The sequence below is a fragment of the Paenibacillus sp. FSL H7-0350 genome (genome assembly GCF_038593195.1).
Taxonomy (GTDB): domain Bacteria; phylum Bacillota; class Bacilli; order Paenibacillales; family Paenibacillaceae; genus Paenibacillus_AQ.
The window spans coordinates 2705833-2725013 of sequence record NZ_CP151972.1 but is presented as its reverse complement, the minus strand read 5'-3'; the positions used below and the strand labels follow the sequence as shown (position 1 = coordinate 2725013).

The window sequence follows — 19181 nt, the reverse complement described above, 5'->3', positions numbered from 1 at the left end:
AGTGTTAATATAGACTTGGAATAGCACAAAACCGACTTTGGAGGGGAGGAGGCATCATGCTATGCCTGGAGTTTCCAATTCCGCCGCTGCCGCAGTTTGTCACGGTGGGGCATGCCGTCTGGTCACCTGGCGACCGGCATTTCGCCCGCACCTTCGGTGTATATGATCTGCTGCTGGTCAAGCAGGGAACACTCTATATGATGGAAGCGGGCAAGGAATATGCGGTAGGGCCGGGGATGGTGCTGCTGCTTGAGGCTGGATTGAATCATGACGGATATCGTGCCTGTGAAGAGGATACGGAGATCTACTGGGTGCATTTCATTCATGCACCTGAACCGGCATATATCCGGCGCGGGGATATCCCTTGGTCTACACTACTGGCAAAGGGAACGGTGGAGGATGAGGAGCCTTCGGTGCAGCAGCGGCTGTATCTGCCGAAGTTCGCAGCCGTTGATCTGGAGGGGCTGGAGCCGATCCTGCAGGAGATGAACGAGCTTCATAACCGGCTTAGTGCAGAGAATGCCATGCGGCTTCATCTGCTGCTGGCCGGGCTGCTGGCGGCGCTTCAGGCGGAATGTGAGCGTACAGCTCAGCCGCCGGAGCCGGCGGTCCGGCTGGCCCGGGCGGCCGCAGCCTATCTGGCGGTGCATTGGCGGGAGCCGTTCCATCTGGCGGGGCTTGCAGAGGAGCTGCATTTCCAGGCTGATTATATTACCAGATGCATGAAGCAGCATATCGGCACCACGCCGCTGCAGTATGTGCTGCACCTGCGTCTGGAAGAAGCGAAGAAGCTGCTGGGCGGTACGGTACTGGGCATCTCGGAAGTTGCTGAACGGGTAGGCATTCAGGACCCCAATTATATGACCCGACTGTTCAGCTCCAGATTCGGAGTGACCCCCGGAGCCTACCGGCAGCGGCTGCGCCAGCGGGATGAGGCTGCTGCCGTTACCGGTCCGGGGGAGGGCTGAGCACCGCCCGGGCAGCGGTCAGGAGCCCAGCATCCGCTCGCGGTATTGGCTGGGACTACAGTTAAATACCTTGCGGAACTGGCGGGAGTAATAATTCTGGTCATGGAAGCCGCTGTCCAACGCCACCTGCGAGATGCTCAGGCCCGGGCTGCGCAGCAGGGTGCAGGAATAATCCAGCCGCTTACGGATGACATAATCCATAGGAGTGGTCTGGTAGTTACGGGTGAAGACCCGCAGGAACTGGCGGGTGGACATATAGGCGCGGTCCGCCATTGATTGCAGCGTGATCGGCTGCAGGAAGTGTTCTTCGATATAGGTAACGGTCTCCCCGATCCGCAGCGCCTTGTTATCCTCATGACTGCTGCTGTTCTGGTAATAGCGGGAGAGCATTCCTACCAAGGCTGTGAAGTAGGTACGGATCATCAGCCGGTAGCCCTCGGGCCGCCGGTCATGCTCCTCAAGAATCTGATCCAGCAGCCGGGTAGCTTCCCGGAGCTGCCCCGCTTCCAGAGAGAGCATCCCCTTGAAATACATCTCCTTCCGGTAGAACGGCTCAATATAGAATAAGGCCTGGAAGCCGGGGAGGAGCCTAAGCTCGGACTGCTGGAGCAGCTGCTCCGGCTGGAACATTACGTTCACGTATTCAATTCCGTCAACATTCTTGTAGCCATGGGAAACGTTGCTGTGGATTAGAAACACCTGTCCGGCCTTGACCGGCACCTCTCTCCCTTCAATGATGTGTATGGCGTGTCCTGACAGAATAACGACAAGCTCCGAGAAATCATGGCTGTGGACGTAGTAATCATGGGTCAGCGGGCATTTCTGGATTCTGAAGGTAAAACCCGGCTCAAGGCCGATATCCCGCGCTAGGATTTTGGTAGTCATGGCCATATTATGCTAAAGAAGGTCGGGATCGTCAAGGCGCAAAGACGCGGGCGGCGCTACCATTAGGATGGCGGGTGTACCGGCCTGGCTGTGGCCGGGCAGGGAACCCTGGGCCAAGGTCAGGAGGGCAAAAAATGCGAAATATACTTAAGGATAGAATCACACGGAATAACAGAACCCCCCGGATACTGTTCCTCGGGGACAGCATTACAGCTGACGGACAATATATCCGGTTGATCCGGGAATGGCTGAACATGCACCGGCCGGAGTGGACCGCCGAGCTGATTCCATCCGGCGTACCCAGCGAGACGGTCTCGGGTCTGAGCGAGGCGGCGCATCCCTATCCGCGCCCTTGCGTGCATGAGCGGCTGGCCAGAGAGCTGGCGGAGGCTGCTCCTGATATGGTTATAGCCTGCTATGGCATGAATGACGGAATCTATCATCCCTTCTCGGAAGAGCGGTTCGCTGCTTATCAGGCGGGTATGCTGGCACTCAGCACCCGGGTCGGTGAAGCTGGAGCCGGGATCGTTCTCATGACACCTCCGCCGTTCGATGCCCTGTCCATGACGGGGGAGCTACAGCCCGCAGACGCGGCGGACTTCAGTTATCTGGCGCCATACAAGGACTACGATCAGGTGCTGGAGCATTATGCGGACTGGTTGCTATCCGGGGGTTGCCCTGCGGACAAAGTGATCGATCTGCGTACGCCGCTGCTGGAGCTGATCCGGCATGAGCGCTCGCAGAACACCGCTTACAGATATGGAGACGGTATCCATCCGGACACCCCGGGGCACCGGGTGATCGCACGGACGCTGCTCCGGGAATTGTCCGGCGGGGAGCCGGAACTGCAGATTGACAAGTATTTTGGCGCGGGATTATAGTAAGGACACCTTAAGAGCCGGGAGAGGGATCACATGAACGTACTGCAGACGATCCGTTCGCGTAAATACTTGCAGCGGATCCTACTCAGCTTTATGCTTGTTGTTGCCATTCTGGCTGTAGCTTCGCTGCTGATGAACTCGGGTGCCCGCAGCAAGGTGCTCAGCCTCCAGAATGAAGCGGACCGCAAGCTGCTGACCCAGATCAATTACAATATCGAGAACATGAACGGGATTGTAAAAGATCTGGCGGTCTCCCTGTACAATGACGAGGAGATGCTGGCGCTGAAGTCCGGCGCTGATTACAGGCAGAGCATCCTCAAGATTGAGCGGCTGAATCATACGGTCGCAGCCTCCCCGTATCTGCATGCGGCCGTCTTTTATAATGGGGCCCAGCACCGGTTCTTCTCGTCGCTGAACCATGAGATTAACAATAGTCTTCTGTACAGCTCCTTGCAGAACTATATGGATTCCCGGGCAGATCTGCCGAAGCTCCAGCTTATTCCGCTCGACCTGGACGGCAAGGGCGGGGGGATTGATGTCTTTGCCTTCTTCCTGTATGACGGGGATACCTTGGGTTCAATCAATGACAATGTGCTGATCCTCACGGTAAAGCCGGGATGGATGCTCGATAATATGAAAGCGCTTAACCAAGTGGCGGAACGGCAGAATGATGTGTTATTCGTGACCGATACCGACGGTGAGGTGCTGATCGCAACCGGCGGGCAGGTTCCTGAAGGGCTTAACCTGAAGGGAGAGCTGCTGCCGCGGATCAGCGCTTCGGGCAGGCCGCTGGATTCCTTCAACTACAGTCATGACGGCAGGAAATATAAAGTGACTTATCTGAGCAAAGCCCTGAACAACTGGCAGATTATCAGCATGCAGGATTACGATGTGGTGCTGGGCAGCGTCCGGCAGATGAAATGGACGGAGATCGCGGTCACGCTGTCCGTCGTTCTGCTGGCCGTGCTGTTATCTGTGTTCTTCGCGGTGCGGCTGTATAAACCGGTAGGCCAGCTGCTGACTCTGGTTCCAGGGGATGTGCGGGCCGCGCCGCAGGCCAAGGATGAGCTGTCGCTCATTGCAGCCAATCTTACGGAGATGATCAGTAAGCTGAAGGGGCTGGAGCTGGAGCGGGCCTCGCAGTCCAATATTGCCAAGCTCTATCAGCTCCGCAGCCTGATCGCTTCAAGCCACAGTCTGGATGAGCAGTCCTTCCTGCAGCTTAGGGAGCAGCACGGCATCGATATTGCCTATCCGTCCCCTCTCCGGCTGGCGCTCGTGCAGATCGACAACCTGCAGGGGCTGGCGGCAGAGCCGGGGCTGCCGATGGAATCGCTGCTTTACTTCGCCATCTCCAACATCGGACAGGAATTATTGCGCCTTCAGGGCTCCTGTGAAGCTGCAGATATGAAGAGCGGGCATCTGGTCTTCATTGCCGGGAGTGCGGACGGGGAGCTGGCGAAGCTCGAGGAACGGTTCAGGGAGCTCCAGCAGACGATCGGCAACTATTATCATATTACTTTTACAGTCACGCTAAGCGAGGTCTTCACGGATTACCGCAGCATCACGGCGCATTATAATCTGGCGCAGCGCCACGCCAATTACCGGATGATCTACGGCAAAGGTGCTGTGCTTGAGCCGGAGATGCTCCGGGCGAATGAAGAGAATGAAGCGCTGCGCATTCCGCAGGAGCTGGAGCGGCAGCTGACGGAGGGACTGAAGGGCGGAGATCTGGCAGAGACCGAGCAGACGATCCGCAAGTGGAGGGCGCTGCTTGGCGGCTTCAGCTACGAGAATATGTATTCAGCGGTGCTTCATCTGGCCGTGACTCTGAGCCAGACGCTTGCCGAGATGAACAGCCGGAGTGTCAATCCGGTCTCGCTTAACCTGCAGGCGATCAACCGCCGGATTCTGGAGAAGGAGACGCTGGATGAGATGGAGACGGTCCTGCTGGAGGTGGTGCGGGAAGTTGCCGAGCAGCGCAGGAGCGGGCGCGAGGACAAGAACCGGCTGCTCGCGGACACGGTAAAGGAGATTATTGACAAGCATTACGCCGATCCTGACCTGAATGTGCAGCGGATTGCCGATATGCTCAAGATGAATCCGGTCTATCTGGGCCAGGTGTTCAAGGCGCAGGAAGGCACGAGCGTGGTGGGTCAGATCAACGCCGCCCGGCTGGCCAGTGCCAAGAAGTACCTGGAGCAAGAGGATTTCACCGTAACAGAGATTATGGAGAAGGTCGGGTTCGGGAACGAGAGTTATTTTTACCGCCTGTTCAAGCGCTGCTATGGCACCACGCCGAAGGAGTACCGCCTGAAATCAGCCATTGACCGCAGCAGATGATTCCACTTTCCCAATATGTAAGGCAGGGTCCGCTACATGAGCACTGTTCATTTGGCGGGCTTTTTGCTGTGCCGTGCAGAAGTCTGCCCCCTCTAGACAGGAATCTGGTAACAATACAGCCCGGCTTTACAGCATTCTTGCAATTGTACAGTAACGCAGCGGCCTGATTCTGCGCTATGTTAGTCGTGCAAAGCCTGGGACACAGGCAAACAGCTGCAGCTAAGGAAGGAAAGGAAGGGGCTCAAGGTTATGTTGAATAAGGTTCCGCTGGCGGAACAGCAGGCAAGTTCAGGAGCGCCGCCGGCCACGCGCAGACAATCCTGGCTCCGAAGGGAGCTGGCCCATTTCAAAAGCAACCGGGAGCTGTTCCTGCTCTCGCTGCCGGGACTGCTGTACAAATTGATTTTCGCGTATATTCCGATGATTGGTCTGATTATCGCCTTCAAGAATTACCGGTATGATCTCGGGATCTTCGGCAGTAAATGGGTCGGGCTGGATAACTTCCGTTATTTGTTCACTACGGACACGGCGTGGCGGATTACAAGGAATACGGTCCTGTATAACACCGCTTATATTCTGATAGGCACCTCAGCGGCGCTGCTGCTGGCTATTCTGATGAATGAGATTAAGGCCAAGTGGAGCAAGTTCTATCAGACGGCCTTGTTTCTGCCCCATTTCCTGTCATGGGTGCTTGTGGGTTATGTGGCTTATGCCTTCTTGAACCATTCGGACGGCTTCATCAACCGCACGCTGGAATCCTTCGGGCTAAATCCGGTGAGCTGGTACCAGAATCCCGGACCCTGGCCGGTCATTCTGATTCTGGTTCAATTGTGGAAAGTGGTGGGGTTCAACACGCTGATTTATTTTGCCGGCATTATTGGCATTAACAGTGAATATTACGAGGCGGCGCGGATCGACGGGGCAACCAAGCGGCAAATGGCCTTCAAAATCACGATCCCGCTGATGGCCCCAATCATCATTATTATGCTGATTCTGTCGATCGGCAACATGTTCCGTGGGGATTTCGGCCTGCATTATTTCATCCCGAATAACTCCGGTTTTCTCTATGGCTCTACGGATATCATTGATACTTATGTGTACCGTGCGCTGCGTGAGGTCGGCAATGTGAGTATGTCTGCGGCTACCGGGTTCTATCAGTCGGTTGTCGGTCTGGTGCTGGTGCTGACAGCTAACGGAATTGTGCGCAAGGCCGATCCCGATAATTCCCTGTGGTAAGGAGGTGCCCGAAGCGTGGGCAAAAAATTTGAATTCTCGAAGCTGTTCATTAATCTGCTGTTTATCGTGCTGTCGCTGGTGGTGATTCTGCCATTCCTGCTGGTCATCGTTGTATCGCTGACGGATGAGAAGTCATTGACCGAGAACGGGTACCAGTTCATTCCTTCATCCTTCAGTCTGGATGCCTACCGCTATCTGCTGGACGCTCCCGATATCCTGCTCCGGGCTTATGGCGTTACGTTCACGGTGACGATCATCGGCGCGCTGGCTGGACTGCTGCTGACCGCGATGACCGCCTACGTGATTTCAAGGCAGGATTACCGGTATAACCGGGCGACGACGTTCTATGTTTTTTTCACTATGCTGTTCAGTGGGGGTCTCGTTCCCTCCTACATTCTCATTACTCAGTACCTGCATCTGAAGGATAGCCTGCTGGCGCTGATTCTGCCGATTCTGCTGTCGCCGTTCAACATTATGGTCATGAAGGGCTTCATGTCCAAGATTCCGCTGGAGATCATTGAATCGGCCAAAATCGACGGGGCGCGGGAGTTCCGCATTTTCTTCCGGATTATTCTGCCGCTCTCGACGCCTGCCCTGGCTACGCTAGGTCTGCTGATATCCTTCACCTACTGGAACGAATGGTTCAACGCGATGCTGTACATTGACGATCCGAACAAGGTACCGCTGCAGCTGCTGCTGGTGCGGACACTCAACAGTATTGAGTTTCTCACGACGAACTCGGAATTTACCGGACAGCTTGGCATTGACCTGAGCAGCTTCCCAAACAGCTCCGCGCGGATGGCTATTGCCGTACTGGCCGGCGGACCGATGCTGGTCATCTTCCCGTTTTTTCAGCGGTTTTTCGTCAAAGGGCTTACGGTTGGCTCCCTAAAGGGTTAACATACAATTACATGTACTAAGTACAGGAGGTCACTCACATGAAAAAAGGGCTGGTTGGCGTATTGGCATCTGTAATGCTGGCTGCATCTGTGCTGTCAGGCTGCGGGGGCAACAATAATGGCGGCAATGGCAATGCTGCTACGGGTACGGAAGGAAGCGGAACGGGGGCTGCGCAGAGCGCGGCACCGGAATCCGGGAAGGACGGCGAGCTGAAGCCGGTCGAACTGACCTGGTATTATCCGCTGTCGCAGCTGCAGGCAGACCAGGATAAGGTGCAGGAGGCAGTGAACAAGATTACGAAGGCGAAGATCAACGCCACCGTGAAGCTGATGCCTGTAGCAATCGGGGACTATGTGCAGAAGATGAACACCGTGCTTGCGGCAGGCGAGAAGTTCGACATTCTCTGGACCGGTTATATGCTGAAGCCGGAGGAGCTGGTGCGCAAGGGAGCGATTCAGCCGATGGATAAGCTGCTTGACGAGTATGCGCCGGAGCTGAAGAAGGATGTGCCGCAGGTGATGTGGGATGGCCTCTCGGTGGACGGGGAGATCTACGGTATTCCGAACCAGCAGATCAACGGCTCCCGGTATGGCTTCATCATCCAGAAGCGCTTCGCTGACAAGTACAAACTTGATACCGCTTCCATCAAAAAAATAGCGGACATCGAGCCATTCCTGGCCCAGATTAAGCAGAACGAGAAGGATATCATTCCGTTTGGCGTATTCGGCACTTCCTTCATCAATCCGCAGTCGCATGATGACAAGTACTGGGTAGTTCCGGGTCTGGATGACCATTTCTATATTAAGACAGATGATCCCTCGTATACGCTCCAGCGGTACCCGGAAGAAGAACTGGACAATTTCCGGCTGGCCAGCAAGTGGTATAAGGATGGCTATATTTACAAGGATGCCGCTACCGAAAAAGCGAATGATTACCTCGCCAAAGGCCAGATTGCCGTCGATTTCAACGTGACGCTGAAGCCGGGCGTCGAGGCTGAGGTGAAGGCCAAAAACGGCGGCAATGACGTCATCACCGTTCCGCTCAGCGACTGGTTCTCCAACGGTTATTCGGCTACAACCAACCAATCGATCAGCCGTACGGCCCCTAATCCGGAGCGCGCGATGATGTTCCTGAATCTGGTGAATACCGACAAGGAGCTGTACAATCTGCTCTGTAACGGGATTGCCGGTGAGCATTATGATAAGGCAGACGGGGAGTACATTAAGGCCAAAGCGGATTCCCGCTACCTGCCGAATATGGACTGGGTGTTTGGTAGCGTATTCAACTCCTACCTGAAGGAAGGACAGCCGGAGAATGTGTGGGAAGAGACCAAGAAGATCAATTCCGGTTCCGAGGTAAATCCGGTCGGTGCCTTCAAGTTCAATTCCGAGCCGGTGAATACCGAAATCGCCAACCTGAATGCGGTGTGGGGGGAATATAAGCGGGGACTGGTGACCGGTACGCTTGATTTTGAAGAAACCTGGCCTGCGCTCTATGGCAAGCTGAAGGAAGCCGGCGAAGAGAAATACGTGGCGGAAGTCACCAAACAATTCGAACAATTCCTTAAGGATAAAGGTCTGAAGAAGTAAGGGTAAGGTGTAAAGACACAGAATAGATCTGCACGGCTGAGGAAAACCGGAGAAACCTGCTGCTCATGGGGGGCTTCGCCAAACTGAAGTTGGCGCAAGCCCCTACATCCTACGTTGAAAGGAAGAGGAGCCTTGGTGAAAAAAAGTTTGCTTGCTGCCCTTGCAGCCAGTCTGCTGCTGATGCCGTCTCTGCCGTTTGAAGCCCCTGCCTATGCGGAGGGGGGAACGTCCGGGACGGTTTTTTATGTGGCTACGAATGGAAGCGATTCCAACTCTGGGACGCTGAATGCCCCATTCCAGAGTCTTGAGAAGGCGCGCGATACGATCCGTACGCTGAAGGCGGAGGAGGGATTGCCGGAGGGCGGGGTTACCGTGTATCTGCGGGAAGGAAGGTATGAGCGGACCAGCAGCTTCGAGCTGCGCCAGCAGGATTCCGGCGAAGCGGATAAGCCCATCACGTACACGGCATATCCGGGGGAAGAGGTCACGCTGTCCGGTTCCCGCCAATTGGCTAAGTCGGCCTTCGTGCCAGTCACTGACCCGTCTATCCTAGGCCGTATCATCAGCCCGGAGGCGCGAACGAAGGTGCTGGCCGCCGATCTGGGAGGGCTCGGCATTACCGATTACGGCCAGCTCAGCCGCCACGGCTATTATCTGGCCAATGATCTGAGCGAGGTGCCGCCGATGGAGCTGTACGTGGCCGGGCAGGGCATGACACTGGCCCGCTGGCCGAATGAAGGCACGGTCCAGATGGATGAGATTCTGGATCCTGGCCCGACCCGGAAGGACCCGAGCGGAGAGGTGCATACACGCGGAGGCACCTTCACTTATACTTACGACCGTCCCCAATACTGGACGCAGGCCGACGACATCTGGCTGGACGGGATCTTCGGCTACAGCTGGGAATGGTCATATAACAAGATTGCTTCCATCGACACCGCGGCCCGGAGCATTACCCTCCGCTACGGCGAAATGAGCGGTATCTTCAAGAACTGGTACCCGGATTTCCACTTTGCGCAGAATCTGCTGGAGGAGATTGACATGCCCGGCGAATATTATATTGACCGCCAGGCCGGGAAGCTGTATTTTCTGCCCAATGCCGGATTTGCCGCTTCAGCGGACCCGGACATTGAAGTTACGATGCTAAAGACGCCGATGATCAACGCGCTGAACGCCTCGTACATCGACTTCTCAGAGCTGGTGCTGGAGAACGGCCGCGATTCCGCAGCGGTGTTCATGGGCGGCAAGCAAATGCGTATTCTGAACAGCGAGATCCGCAATTTCACCAACAGCGGGGTGCTGGTCAATACCCAGAGCCGGTTCTATTACAATAACTTCGAAGGGGCACCGGGAACGGATCACGCCGTTGTCAGCACGCATATTCATCATATCGGCGGCACCGCCGTCACGCTGACTGGAGGCAACAAAACCACGCTTGCGCCGGGAAACAACAGGGTGGAGAATTCGCATATTCACGATTTTGCCTACTATCACAAAGCCTATAATCCCGGGGTATTGCTATCTGGTGTGGGCAACCGCATGTCGCACAATGAGCTGCATGACGCGCCGCATCCCGGCGTGCTGATCTTCGGCAATGATCATAACGTGGAATATAACGAGATCTATGATGTGTGCACGACCTTCTCGGATCTTGGAGCGATCTACATGAACGCGGGGGAACAGCCCCATGAGCGGGGAACGGTAATCCGCCGTAATTACTTCCATAACATCGGGGAGAGCAAAGCGGGTGTAGAGGGCGTATACCCGGACAATTTCACGATGGGTCTGACTATTGACGAGAATATCTTTTACAAGATGGGTAATTCCGCTATTAAAAATAACGGCGGCGCCCATATCCTGACCCGTAACAATATCTTCATTGACAGCAAAATTCCTTATGACTATGCGGATATGTTCCTCGGCGATGAGCCGGATGATCAGGTGCCGCTGAATTACATGCCGAAGTGGCAGGCCTTGTTCGCGGCGAACAATAATTTCACCGGAACCCCTTATCTGGCCAAATATCCCGAGCTGGCGGATTTCTTCACGGAGAACCGTTATTATCCTGACACCAATACGTTTCAGGGCAATGTTATCTACAACCCGTCGGTTCCGCGCAGTGTAACGACCAATGTGTACGGGGCTTATGACAAGTTCGGCCTGGTTCAGTATGCGAATAACTGGGTCACTGCCGGCGATCCGGGCTTCACCGACCTGGCGGGCGGCGATCTGTCACTGCGGCCGGATGCGGATGTATATGATATGATTCCCGGCTTCCCGGACATTCCGTTCGGCGAGATCGGCGTTACCGGTAAAGCAGGCACGACAGCCGGTGCCGACAGCTATCCCGTGCAAGGGGTAAGTGTCTATGACAGCGAGATTACCGTAGACCGCTGGAAAACGGTGAAGCTGCGGACGGCGGTTCTCCCCTGGAATGCGGATAATCCGGCCTTGACTTTCACTTCGGCTGATCCGGCTATCGCGGCAGTGGACGGGGCAGGAACCGTAACCGGCCGGACGGTTGGGACCACGGTGATCACGGTAGCTTCAGTGGAGAATCCGTTGCTGAGTGCGACGGTTACGGTTCATGTGGAGGCCGGCGATGGCGTGATGGACTTCACGGATTTCGAGTCCGGCGCGAACGGCTGGCTGCAGGATGCGAACCGCAGCATTGAGAAGATTGGCACGAACCGCTGGTATAAGATTCTGAACGGAGCCTCCGCCCTTAGCCCCAAATCCTTCTCAGACTATGAGCTGAGCTTCAAGGTGAAGACCCCGGCGGTGATGGGCGATAACGCGACTCTGTATATCTTCGACCGCCAGTCCGGAAGCGGCTCTACCCGGATCGGCTATAAGACCCGCGCGGACGGAAGCTCCGCCTGGCTGCTGTACAATTCTGCCTGGACGGTGCTAAAGGAAGTGAAGCTGCCGGGGCATGACCTGCAGCCGGATACGGAATATGCGGTCCGCATGCTGGTGAAGGGCGGCGATATCAGCGTCTATCTGGACGGAGCGTTCCGCCTGAAGGGCAATGACCCGGGGCATAATGCGGAAGGGAAGGTTGGCTTCTATGTCAGCAATGTCAGCCAGATGCACTTCGATGACATTCAGTTCAGGGAGCTGACGACAACGCTAGCCGGGATTATTCCGGCAGAGAATAACGTGCGTCTGGCCGCAGGGGAGCAGCAGCAGCTGCAAGTCTCCTTCGATCCTGCGGATACGCCGGATACTGGGGTGACCTGGCAGTCTGCTAACCCGGCTGTAGCAACAGTGAACAGTACGGGCGTTGTGAGCGCCGTATATGAAGGACAGACCGTTATCTCGGCGGTCTCAACAGTCAATCCGCTGATTACAGCAGATATCACTGTCACTGTCTCGAATATTATGCATGAGACAGACTTCGAGAACGGAGGCAACGGCTGGCCGGTCGACCCGAATCGCAGCATTGCCGCTGATTCGGACGGCAACCGCAGATATAAGCTACTGAACGGAGCCACCGGATTGCTGGACCGCAGCTTCACTTCCTATCAGCTTGAGTTCAAGCTGAAGACGCCATCTGTGATGCCGGATAACGGTATCCTGTATATCTTCGACCGCCAGGACAGCAGCGGCTCGACCCGGATCGGGTACCGGACCCGGGCAGACGGATCTTCCTCCTGGATTCTGTATGATACAGCGTGGCAGAAGCTGACCGAGAGAGTGCTTCCGGCACATGACCTGCTGCCGGATACGGAATATGCGGTCAAGGTAACGGCGAAGAACGGGGATATCGCTGTATCCGTTAACGGCGCGCCAAGGCTCTCCGGCACCGATCCGGGCCACCGGCCATCCGGGAAGGTAGGCTTCTACACCAGCGGCTTCGCTTATCTGCTGTTCGACGACATCACGTTCTCGGTGATGCCATAAGGGGAATGGGTGCTCTCCTGCGGACCGGTGCGATTAGAGATAAATCATGGATACGGCAAGAAGCCGCTCCCTTACGGGGCGGCTTCTTTGCCTTGCGCGGCCGTCTATCCGGCCAGCGCCGACCGGATCTGCCTCGTGTAGAACAGGCGGACAATGAAGAAGTAGATCACCTGAATGAAGAAGAACAGGCCCAGCACAAGCAGGGACTCCCTGAATATGGAGTATTGGAACATATGTGACAGTGCGGTAAGGGCAACGGCTCCATGCACAAGCGCGACAACGATCGGGGCGAAGAAGAGCAGGCTGATCTGGCGGTTCAATATCCGGCCCAGCTCTTTGTCACTCAGCCCCAGCTTGGAGATGGCCTTGAACTTCTGCTTATCCTCATCCAGATCGCTGTACAGCCGGAAATAGAGAAAGCTGCCGGCAGAGACAAAAAATACGATTCCGACAAAAAAACCGATGAACATCACGGGGCCAAAGCTGTCATTGGTCTTGGAGGTTAAATACTCGAGCGCATAAAAAATATACCGCTCATCATAGGGAAGCTCATTCGTCAGCTTTGCGCCTGCCTTCTCTGCTCCCGGCTGTCCAATCGCACCGTGCCATGCATAATAACGGCTCACTTTGAGCGGCTGTCCAAGCTTGCGGGTCCACTCATCGGGGACAACGTAATAACCGCTGACTCCCCGTACGGCCCAAGATACGACAGCCTGATCCGCCTCGATGACGATTCCTGGCTGCAGCTCGACCGGCTGATTGAGCATCTCTTCCCCCTCGCGGGACAGGCCGAAATCTACAACGGCTGCTTTCCCTGCGGTAAGCCGGATGGGATTTAGCCCCAGCAGCCCGGCTACGCTGTTGTATTCGGATTGCTTCACCAGAACCAGTGTCTGGACGCTATCTGCAGCCTTATAATAGTTAAGCTTCAGACTCATTTTTTCGGCAGCAATCCCGGCTTTGCCCAGGCTTTGGTCAATTAGCTGTATATGGGACTGTGCCTTGCTGTCCCCGTCCAGGGACTGATAGGTGAACAGATAAGGGTTCTTCTGCGTAAGCGCTCCGTTTATCATCGACTGGAATCCGTACAGGGCTCCTATCGCGCTGAAGGATACGGTAGAGATGATGGCGACCAGGAAAAAGGAACGTGCGTTGTCCTTCATCCGGTAGGAAAGATCAGAGAGCAGCAGCATATTGGTTCTGCGCCAGAATAGCTGCTCACGCGCCTTCAGCTTACGGATCAGGTACACACTGAGCTGTGTGAATAGCAGATAGGTACCGATCGACACCATAATGACCACCGGCGCGAGCAACAACACCACACTCAGACCACTCGCCCGAAGGGACAGGAAGTAGCTGATTCCCAGCAGCGTTACCACCAGCAAAGACAGCAGAAGCGAGGCCTTCGGCTCCGGCTTGGGCTGACGGTTTGAATGGATGAGCGTGATCAGCTTGCCGCTGCGCAGCACCGTAGAGATGAACAGGGAGATCAGGACGAATAGTAGCAGGAAGGAGATCAGTGTCAGCACCATCGCCTTGAACGGGAAATAGAATTGCAGTGGCTCATTAAGCGCAAGCACATTCTCCCCGGCAAGCAGAATTCCTTTGGCAAAGATAAGGCCTAGTCCAATGCCGCTGACCGTCGCGCCTGACCCGACGATCATATTCTCCAGAAAGATCATCCGCCGCAGCTGCCGGACCGTCATGCCATGCATCATCATCAGCCCGAACTCCCGCTTGCGCGATTGCAGGAAGGCGCTCATGGAGTAGAGCACGAAGAAGAAGGAGAACACATAGATCACCCATTTGGAGACCGAAAGAGCAAGAGCCGCACTGGATTGAATATGTTCCCCGCTCAGTACCGGATGATAGGCGAAGATGGAGAAGGTGAAGAAGACCATTACCGTAAACATACTGCTGAGAAAATAGGCGGTGTACAGGCGTTTGTTCCGGGAGACGTTACGGAATGCGAACTGGCGGAACGTCATGGCTATACCCCCCTAACAGCGAAAGTGTATCAATAATTTTCTGGAAAAAGCTCTGGCGGTTATCCCCCTGGTGGATCTCTGTATAGAACCTGCCGTCCTTAATGAATACCACGCGGTGACAATAGCTGGCGGCTACAGCGTCATGAGTAACAAGCATCATCGTTGTGGACTGCTGCCGGTTGAGCGTTTCCAGCAGATCCATCACATCTTTGGCTGCCTTGGAATCGAGATTTCCGGTAGGCTCATCGGCCAGCAGCAGCTTCGGAGCATGAATCATGGCTCTGGCGATCGCAGTCCGCTGAGCCTGTCCGCCGGAGATCTCATAGGTGCGTTTATTCATAATGGAGCCAATCCCCAGCTTCTCGGCAATGTCCCGGGCCTTTTGCTTCATTTCACTAACCCGGGTCCCATCCAGGGTCAGCGGCAGCACTATATTCTCTTCGACAGTCAGGGTATTCAGCAGATTGAAATCCTGAAAGACAAAGCCCAGCTCGCGGCGGCGGAAGACTGCCAGCTCATTTTTGTCCAGCTTGCCCGTGTCCTTATGATTGATCCTAATGCTTCCGGTAGTCGGAACGTCCACGGTGGCAATTATATTCAGGAGCGTTGTTTTTCCGCTGCCGGAGGGTCCCATAATCCCCACGAATTCTCCGGCTGCGATGGTTAAGTCAATGTCGGTCAAGGCCCGGTAGGCCACGTTTCCTTCATAGATTTTACTGACCTTTTGAACCTCCAGCATAAGGCTGTACTCCCCCTCACTTGTTCTGTAACCAATATACCGGAGACGGCAGCGTCTCAACTATCGATTTAGATGTCACTTTTATTACACGTCTGTAAGCTAAGTATCCGCCGTCAAAATAATCCGCACCACCGTTCCTTCACCAGCCGCCGATTCCAGCTCAAGCCGGTGCCCGAGACGGTCGGCGGACTCCTTCGTCAGATACAGTCCCATTCCTGTAGACTCCCGCAGCCCGCGCCCGTTGCTGCCGGTGAAGAAGGGGTCGAATACCCGTTTGAGATCAGACGCCTCAATACCAATGCCCCGGTCCTTAACCTCAATAACTGCCTCCGGTCCTCTTATATAGCAGGATATAGTGATTTTCCGGCCGGTCTCCGTATTAGCCGCCGCTGAATATTTGATGGCATTGTTCATAATTTGCGACAGCATGAAGAACAGCCATTTCTCATCGGTCTGGGCGGTAAGGCCGTGAGTTGGGGCTTGGACCTCGGGAAAGATATGGCTGCGGATGAACAGGCGTCTGTGATCATGGACCACCTCGTTCACCAGCTTCGGCAGGACGACAGGCCTGATGTGGAAATCCTTCTCAAAAGCCCGCAGCCTGGCCATATACAGAACGGTATGCAGTCCGCTGCGCATACGCTCCAGCTCCTCGCGGATGCTGGCAAACTCCGGCTCGTCCATATTCTGCACGGTCAGCTCGATGACTGACAAAGGCGTCTTCATCTGATGGACCCATTGGTCGATGAAAGTCAGATGCTGCTCCTGCTGCTGCTTCACCGCCGTCAGCTGCTGCTGATAGTAGCCGTATTGGGCATGCAGCAGCTGCTCCAGCGCTGTGGATACAGGGTGGTTCTCCAGCTTCTGAAAGGATTCGTCCAGCGTCTCCAGAGGTCTGCTGAGGCGAAGATAATAACGGCGCCTGCTGATATATTGGTAGATGAGATAGCAACTGAGGAAGAAGAAGCCAATAAAGACCGCATAGAGCGCGGTCGGCAGATCGCGGTAGCCGTCCAGCCAGTAAATGGACAGCATAGCACCGAATTGCACGATCTGCACAGCCAATAACAACATATGCTCACGGAACAACAGCTTCATGGCTGGGCCCCTGACCAGCTGTTGTTCAGCCGGTATCCCGAACCCCTGACGGTAAGCACAGCATCCTCCATCCCCAGCTCCTGGAATTTCTTGCGGACCCGTGCGATATTCACGTTCAGCGTGTTCTCATCCACAAAAGCCTGCGGGTCCCATAGCTTCTCCAGCAGCGCTTCCCGGCTGGCAACCCTCGGGTAACGCTCCATCAGACTCTCAATGAGATCCGATTCCTTGCGGGTAAGAGGCACGACCGCCTGCCCGTACTGCAATTCAAGCCTTTCAGGATACAGAATCAGCCCTTCCTTCTCCAGCATCAGTTCCTCGCGCTTAGCCGCATATTCCCCGTAAGCGCGGCGGAGATGGCTGTGGATTTTGGCCAGTACAATCCCTGAGTGAAAGGGCTTCGTAATATAATCATCCCCGCCGTTCTCCAGCGCCATAATCTGGTCCATCTCCCCATCCCGCGCCGAAATGAACAGCACAGGACAAGTAGAGATCTTTCGGATCTGCCGGCACCAGTAATACCCGTCATAGCTGGGCAAATTCACATCCAGCAGCACCAGATCCGGCCTTACCTGTTCAAATTCTTGTAGCACCTGACGAAAGTCTTTGACCCTGCCCCCCTCATAACCATACTTCTCAATCGCTGACAGCAGCAGGTCTGCAATCTTCGGATCATCTTCCACGATCAGAATTTTGGACATCTCTAAGGCTCTCCTTATCTTGTTCAGTTAAGTACATATATAACACGGGTGAGGGTGTAAGGGAAGTTAGCGGGGAGGATGGTTGGAAGTCATAAAGAGTGGAAGTGCTATAACATTAGGCTCACTACCCGCAGCAGCAACTTTTATTTTAACCATTCTGTGCCTGGAGACAGACATAGAGGAACGTATACCATTTAGGTACCGGGAGTTAATGAGAGTATAACGGCCCGAGAGCTTTTTATGAAAGGAAACCATATGCTAAATCACCTGTTTTCACTTGCTAGACAACCTGTGCTTTGGCAACGAAGCGTTGAACCCTTTTGGAATGACGGGCATATCTCGAAGCAAATGCTGGAAGCTCATCTGAATCCGGACTGGGAAGCGGCGAGCCGCAGGCATAGCGATATTGACTGTTCAGTGAAGTGGCTTAGCCGTCTGATCCCGCCGGGAAGCCGTATTCTTGACCTTGGTTGTGGACCGGGGCTCTATACCAAGCGTCTCTTTGAACAGGGGTATAACGTAACGGGACTTGATTTCTCAAGACGTTCAATCGCCTATGTGTTCACGCAGAAGACGAATTGGAGTAAGCAGGCCAGTACCTCGTGGACGGTGCATCCAGACGGAGGTTTTTGGAATGCTGAACCGCATGTATGTCTCGAAGCGTCTTATTTCTTCGAGGGGCATACCGTGGAGGCCCGTCAGACCCTCATACTTGCCGATCATGAGCTACATCATTATTTGATCTGGAACACGGTGTTTACACAGGAGACTCTTGCGGATGAAGTGTTGCCTTGGGGATTCCAACCGGACAGTGTTTACGATGATAGTTGCGGCAGTCCGTATACGGGGGGAGCAGACACGCTATGTTTTGTACTTAGGAAAGGATAATATGCATAGGAAAAGCAAGAAAAGAAGGGATATGCTCTTCTTTTCTTGCCTCGTCTAGTTACACGATATACGCCGAATGCTCTCTGTTACTCCCCTGATGCAGTAATCAGTTCATAGAGCTTATTCAAATTTGTCCTGAAATAGGTTGTGAAGTACCAAGCCCGGTATTTTTCAGGGATTTCGATCTCTTCAATACTCTGCTGATTCTGAACGGCTTCGGTCACGATGGCGATCATTCTGCTTATGTATCCCTTCACCGCATGAAGCTGTTGCAGGGAGCAGACCTCACCATGCCCTGGTACAATCGTCTCCACGTCCAGCGATTCAACCTGCTCCAGAATATACAGCCATTCCTGAGGATTGGCATTGGCTAGAACAGGGTGGTGGTTCGAGAGTACGAGGTCCCCGATAATGACAATTTTATCTTCCGGTAGGTACACAATAGCATCGCTCTGCGTGTGTCCTCCGCCATATGTAATGAGCTGCGCGCTGCGGTTGCTGCCATGAATGGTCATATGCCGGTCAAAAGTCACGCTCGGTACTGTATGAACCAGCTGCGGCAGCATGTTCACGAACTCACGGTCCGTTGCATTCTCCCAAGCCATTTCTTGCTTCAGCTTGCTATCTGTCTCCTGCTCGCCTTGCAATTCCGCTTCCCGGATCGCCTCTAGCATCTTCTCTCTGTTGTTCTGGTACTTGGCTACCCGGTCTCTGGCGAATGTATTCATCGTCTCACGGGTGCCTGATGTTGCAATCAGCTGAGCGTCAGGCACAAACACCTGATTGCCAGTAGTATGATCGCTGTGCCAGTGTGTGTTGATTACATAGGATACAGGGTTCCCTGTGAGATGCTCAGCAGCAGCCTTCAAATCCTGTGCTGCTTCCAGCGTCGCGAATGTGTCCACCACCAAAGTGAGTCCCCCCAGGTCAATAATGGCCGCGTTTGCGAGTGAGCCTGTGCCTGGAACCGCAACCGCTGCAACGGTGCTGTCTGCAATATATTGCAGCCGGAAATGCCTGGAGCCTTCAAATGATTCAATCCTGTTCAGCATAGTAATC

Annotated in this window: 14 protein-coding genes; 8 read left to right on the top strand and 6 right to left on the bottom strand. The window is 54.6% G+C overall.

Features of this window, described 5'->3' with window-relative positions:
• Positions 1-56: 56 nt before the first annotated feature.
• Positions 57-968, top strand: coding sequence for an AraC family transcriptional regulator (locus NYE24_RS12430; protein WP_036690588.1), 912 nt, complete (start codon positions 57-59; stop codon positions 966-968).
• 18 nt (positions 969-986) lie between these two features.
• Here the strand turns inward: NYE24_RS12430 and NYE24_RS12425 are convergent, their stop codons facing one another.
• Entirely contained in the window at positions 987-1853 is an 867-nt protein-coding gene (locus NYE24_RS12425) for an AraC family transcriptional regulator (protein ID WP_076162248.1), read from the bottom strand.
• Positions 1854-1987: 134 nt separating this feature from the next.
• Here NYE24_RS12425 and NYE24_RS12420 point away from each other — a divergent pair, with 134 nt between their 5' ends.
• The 6 genes from NYE24_RS12420 (at position 1988) to NYE24_RS12395 (ending at position 12708) form a co-directional block, all read left to right on the top strand.
• Positions 1988-2734, top strand: a complete 747-nt coding sequence (locus NYE24_RS12420) for an SGNH/GDSL hydrolase family protein (protein WP_076162246.1) — start codon at positions 1988-1990, stop codon at positions 2732-2734.
• A 33-nt stretch (positions 2735-2767) separates the two neighbouring features.
• The gene (locus NYE24_RS12415) at positions 2768-5077 is read left to right on the top strand and encodes a helix-turn-helix domain-containing protein (protein WP_342478773.1); all 2310 of its coding nucleotides are present in this window, start codon (positions 2768-2770) and stop codon (positions 5075-5077) included.
• 249 nt (positions 5078-5326) lie between these two features.
• Positions 5327-6313, top strand: a complete 987-nt coding sequence (locus NYE24_RS12410) for an ABC transporter permease subunit (protein ID WP_342478772.1) — start codon at positions 5327-5329, stop codon at positions 6311-6313.
• Between the two features lie 15 nt (positions 6314-6328).
• Positions 6329-7213 carry a carbohydrate ABC transporter permease gene (locus tag NYE24_RS12405; protein WP_036690583.1) on the top strand — a complete coding sequence of 295 codons (885 nt, stop codon included), beginning with the start codon at positions 6329-6331 and terminating at the stop codon, positions 7211-7213.
• Between the two features lie 38 nt (positions 7214-7251).
• Positions 7252-8802 (top strand): ABC transporter substrate-binding protein, encoded by a 1551-nt coding sequence (locus NYE24_RS12400; protein ID WP_342478771.1) that lies wholly within the window; start codon positions 7252-7254, stop codon positions 8800-8802.
• A 135-nt stretch (positions 8803-8937) separates the two neighbouring features.
• Positions 8938-12708 carry an Ig-like domain-containing protein gene (locus tag NYE24_RS12395; RefSeq protein ID WP_342478770.1) on the top strand — a complete coding sequence of 1257 codons (3771 nt, stop codon included), beginning with the start codon at positions 8938-8940 and terminating at the stop codon, positions 12706-12708.
• Positions 12709-12812: 104 nt separating this feature from the next.
• On the opposite strand, the gene NYE24_RS12390 is transcribed toward NYE24_RS12395, so the two are convergent.
• From NYE24_RS12390 to NYE24_RS12375, 4 genes are all read right to left on the bottom strand, one after another.
• Complete coding sequence (locus tag NYE24_RS12390; RefSeq protein ID WP_342478769.1) at positions 12813-14696, bottom strand: ABC transporter permease; 1884 nt, start codon at positions 14694-14696, stop codon at positions 12813-12815.
• Positions 14668-15435 carry an ABC transporter ATP-binding protein gene (locus NYE24_RS12385; RefSeq protein WP_342478768.1) on the bottom strand — a complete coding sequence of 256 codons (768 nt, stop codon included), beginning with the start codon at positions 15433-15435 and terminating at the stop codon, positions 14668-14670. The genes NYE24_RS12390 and NYE24_RS12385 overlap by 29 nt, the downstream gene beginning before the upstream one ends.
• A 99-nt stretch (positions 15436-15534) precedes the next feature.
• Positions 15535-16533 carry a sensor histidine kinase gene (locus NYE24_RS12380; protein ID WP_342478767.1) on the bottom strand — a complete coding sequence of 333 codons (999 nt, stop codon included), beginning with the start codon at positions 16531-16533 and terminating at the stop codon, positions 15535-15537.
• A complete protein-coding gene (locus NYE24_RS12375) occupies positions 16530-17234 on the bottom strand; it encodes a response regulator transcription factor (RefSeq protein ID WP_036690574.1) in 705 nt (234 codons plus the stop codon). Before NYE24_RS12375 ends, NYE24_RS12380 begins: the two co-directional genes overlap by 4 nt.
• Before the next feature lie 291 nt (positions 17235-17525).
• Between NYE24_RS12375 and NYE24_RS12370 the strand changes: the two genes are divergently transcribed.
• The gene (locus NYE24_RS12370; protein ID WP_342478766.1) at positions 17526-18122 is read left to right on the top strand and encodes a methyltransferase domain-containing protein; all 597 of its coding nucleotides are present in this window, start codon (positions 17526-17528) and stop codon (positions 18120-18122) included.
• A gap of 86 nt (positions 18123-18208) precedes the next feature.
• Here NYE24_RS12370 and NYE24_RS12365 read toward each other — a convergent pair whose 3' ends face one another.
• A complete protein-coding gene (locus NYE24_RS12365; protein ID WP_341026481.1) occupies positions 18209-19174 on the bottom strand; it encodes an MBL fold metallo-hydrolase in 966 nt (321 codons plus the stop codon).
• Between the last annotated feature and the right edge of the window lie 7 nt (positions 19175-19181).

What these genes read in the sequence shown, in the direction of transcription:
- NYE24_RS12365 (WP_341026481.1), bottom strand. Translation starts at nt 19,174, where the DNA reads ATGCTGAACAGGATTGAATCATTTGAAGGCTCCAGGCATTTCCGGCTG.
- NYE24_RS12415 (WP_342478773.1), top strand. Translation starts at nt 2,768, where the DNA reads ATGAACGTACTGCAGACGATCCGTTCGCGTAAATACTTGCAGCGGATC.
- NYE24_RS12390 (WP_342478769.1), bottom strand. Translation starts at nt 14,696, where the DNA reads ATGACGTTCCGCCAGTTCGCATTCCGTAACGTCTCCCGGAACAAACGC.
- NYE24_RS12380 (WP_342478767.1), bottom strand. Translation starts at nt 16,533, where the DNA reads ATGAAGCTGTTGTTCCGTGAGCATATGTTGTTATTGGCTGTGCAGATC.
- NYE24_RS12375 (WP_036690574.1), bottom strand. Translation starts at nt 17,234, where the DNA reads ATGTCCAAAATTCTGATCGTGGAAGATGATCCGAAGATTGCAGACCTG.
- NYE24_RS12385 (WP_342478768.1), bottom strand. Translation starts at nt 15,435, where the DNA reads ATGCTGGAGGTTCAAAAGGTCAGTAAAATCTATGAAGGAAACGTGGCC.
- NYE24_RS12400 (WP_342478771.1), top strand. Translation starts at nt 7,252, where the DNA reads ATGAAAAAAGGGCTGGTTGGCGTATTGGCATCTGTAATGCTGGCTGCA.
- NYE24_RS12430 (WP_036690588.1), top strand. Translation starts at nt 57, where the DNA reads ATGCTATGCCTGGAGTTTCCAATTCCGCCGCTGCCGCAGTTTGTCACG.
- NYE24_RS12425 (WP_076162248.1), bottom strand. Translation starts at nt 1,853, where the DNA reads ATGACTACCAAAATCCTAGCGCGGGATATCGGCCTTGAGCCGGGTTTT.
- NYE24_RS12420 (WP_076162246.1), top strand. Translation starts at nt 1,988, where the DNA reads ATGCGAAATATACTTAAGGATAGAATCACACGGAATAACAGAACCCCC.
- NYE24_RS12410 (WP_342478772.1), top strand. Translation starts at nt 5,327, where the DNA reads ATGTTGAATAAGGTTCCGCTGGCGGAACAGCAGGCAAGTTCAGGAGCG.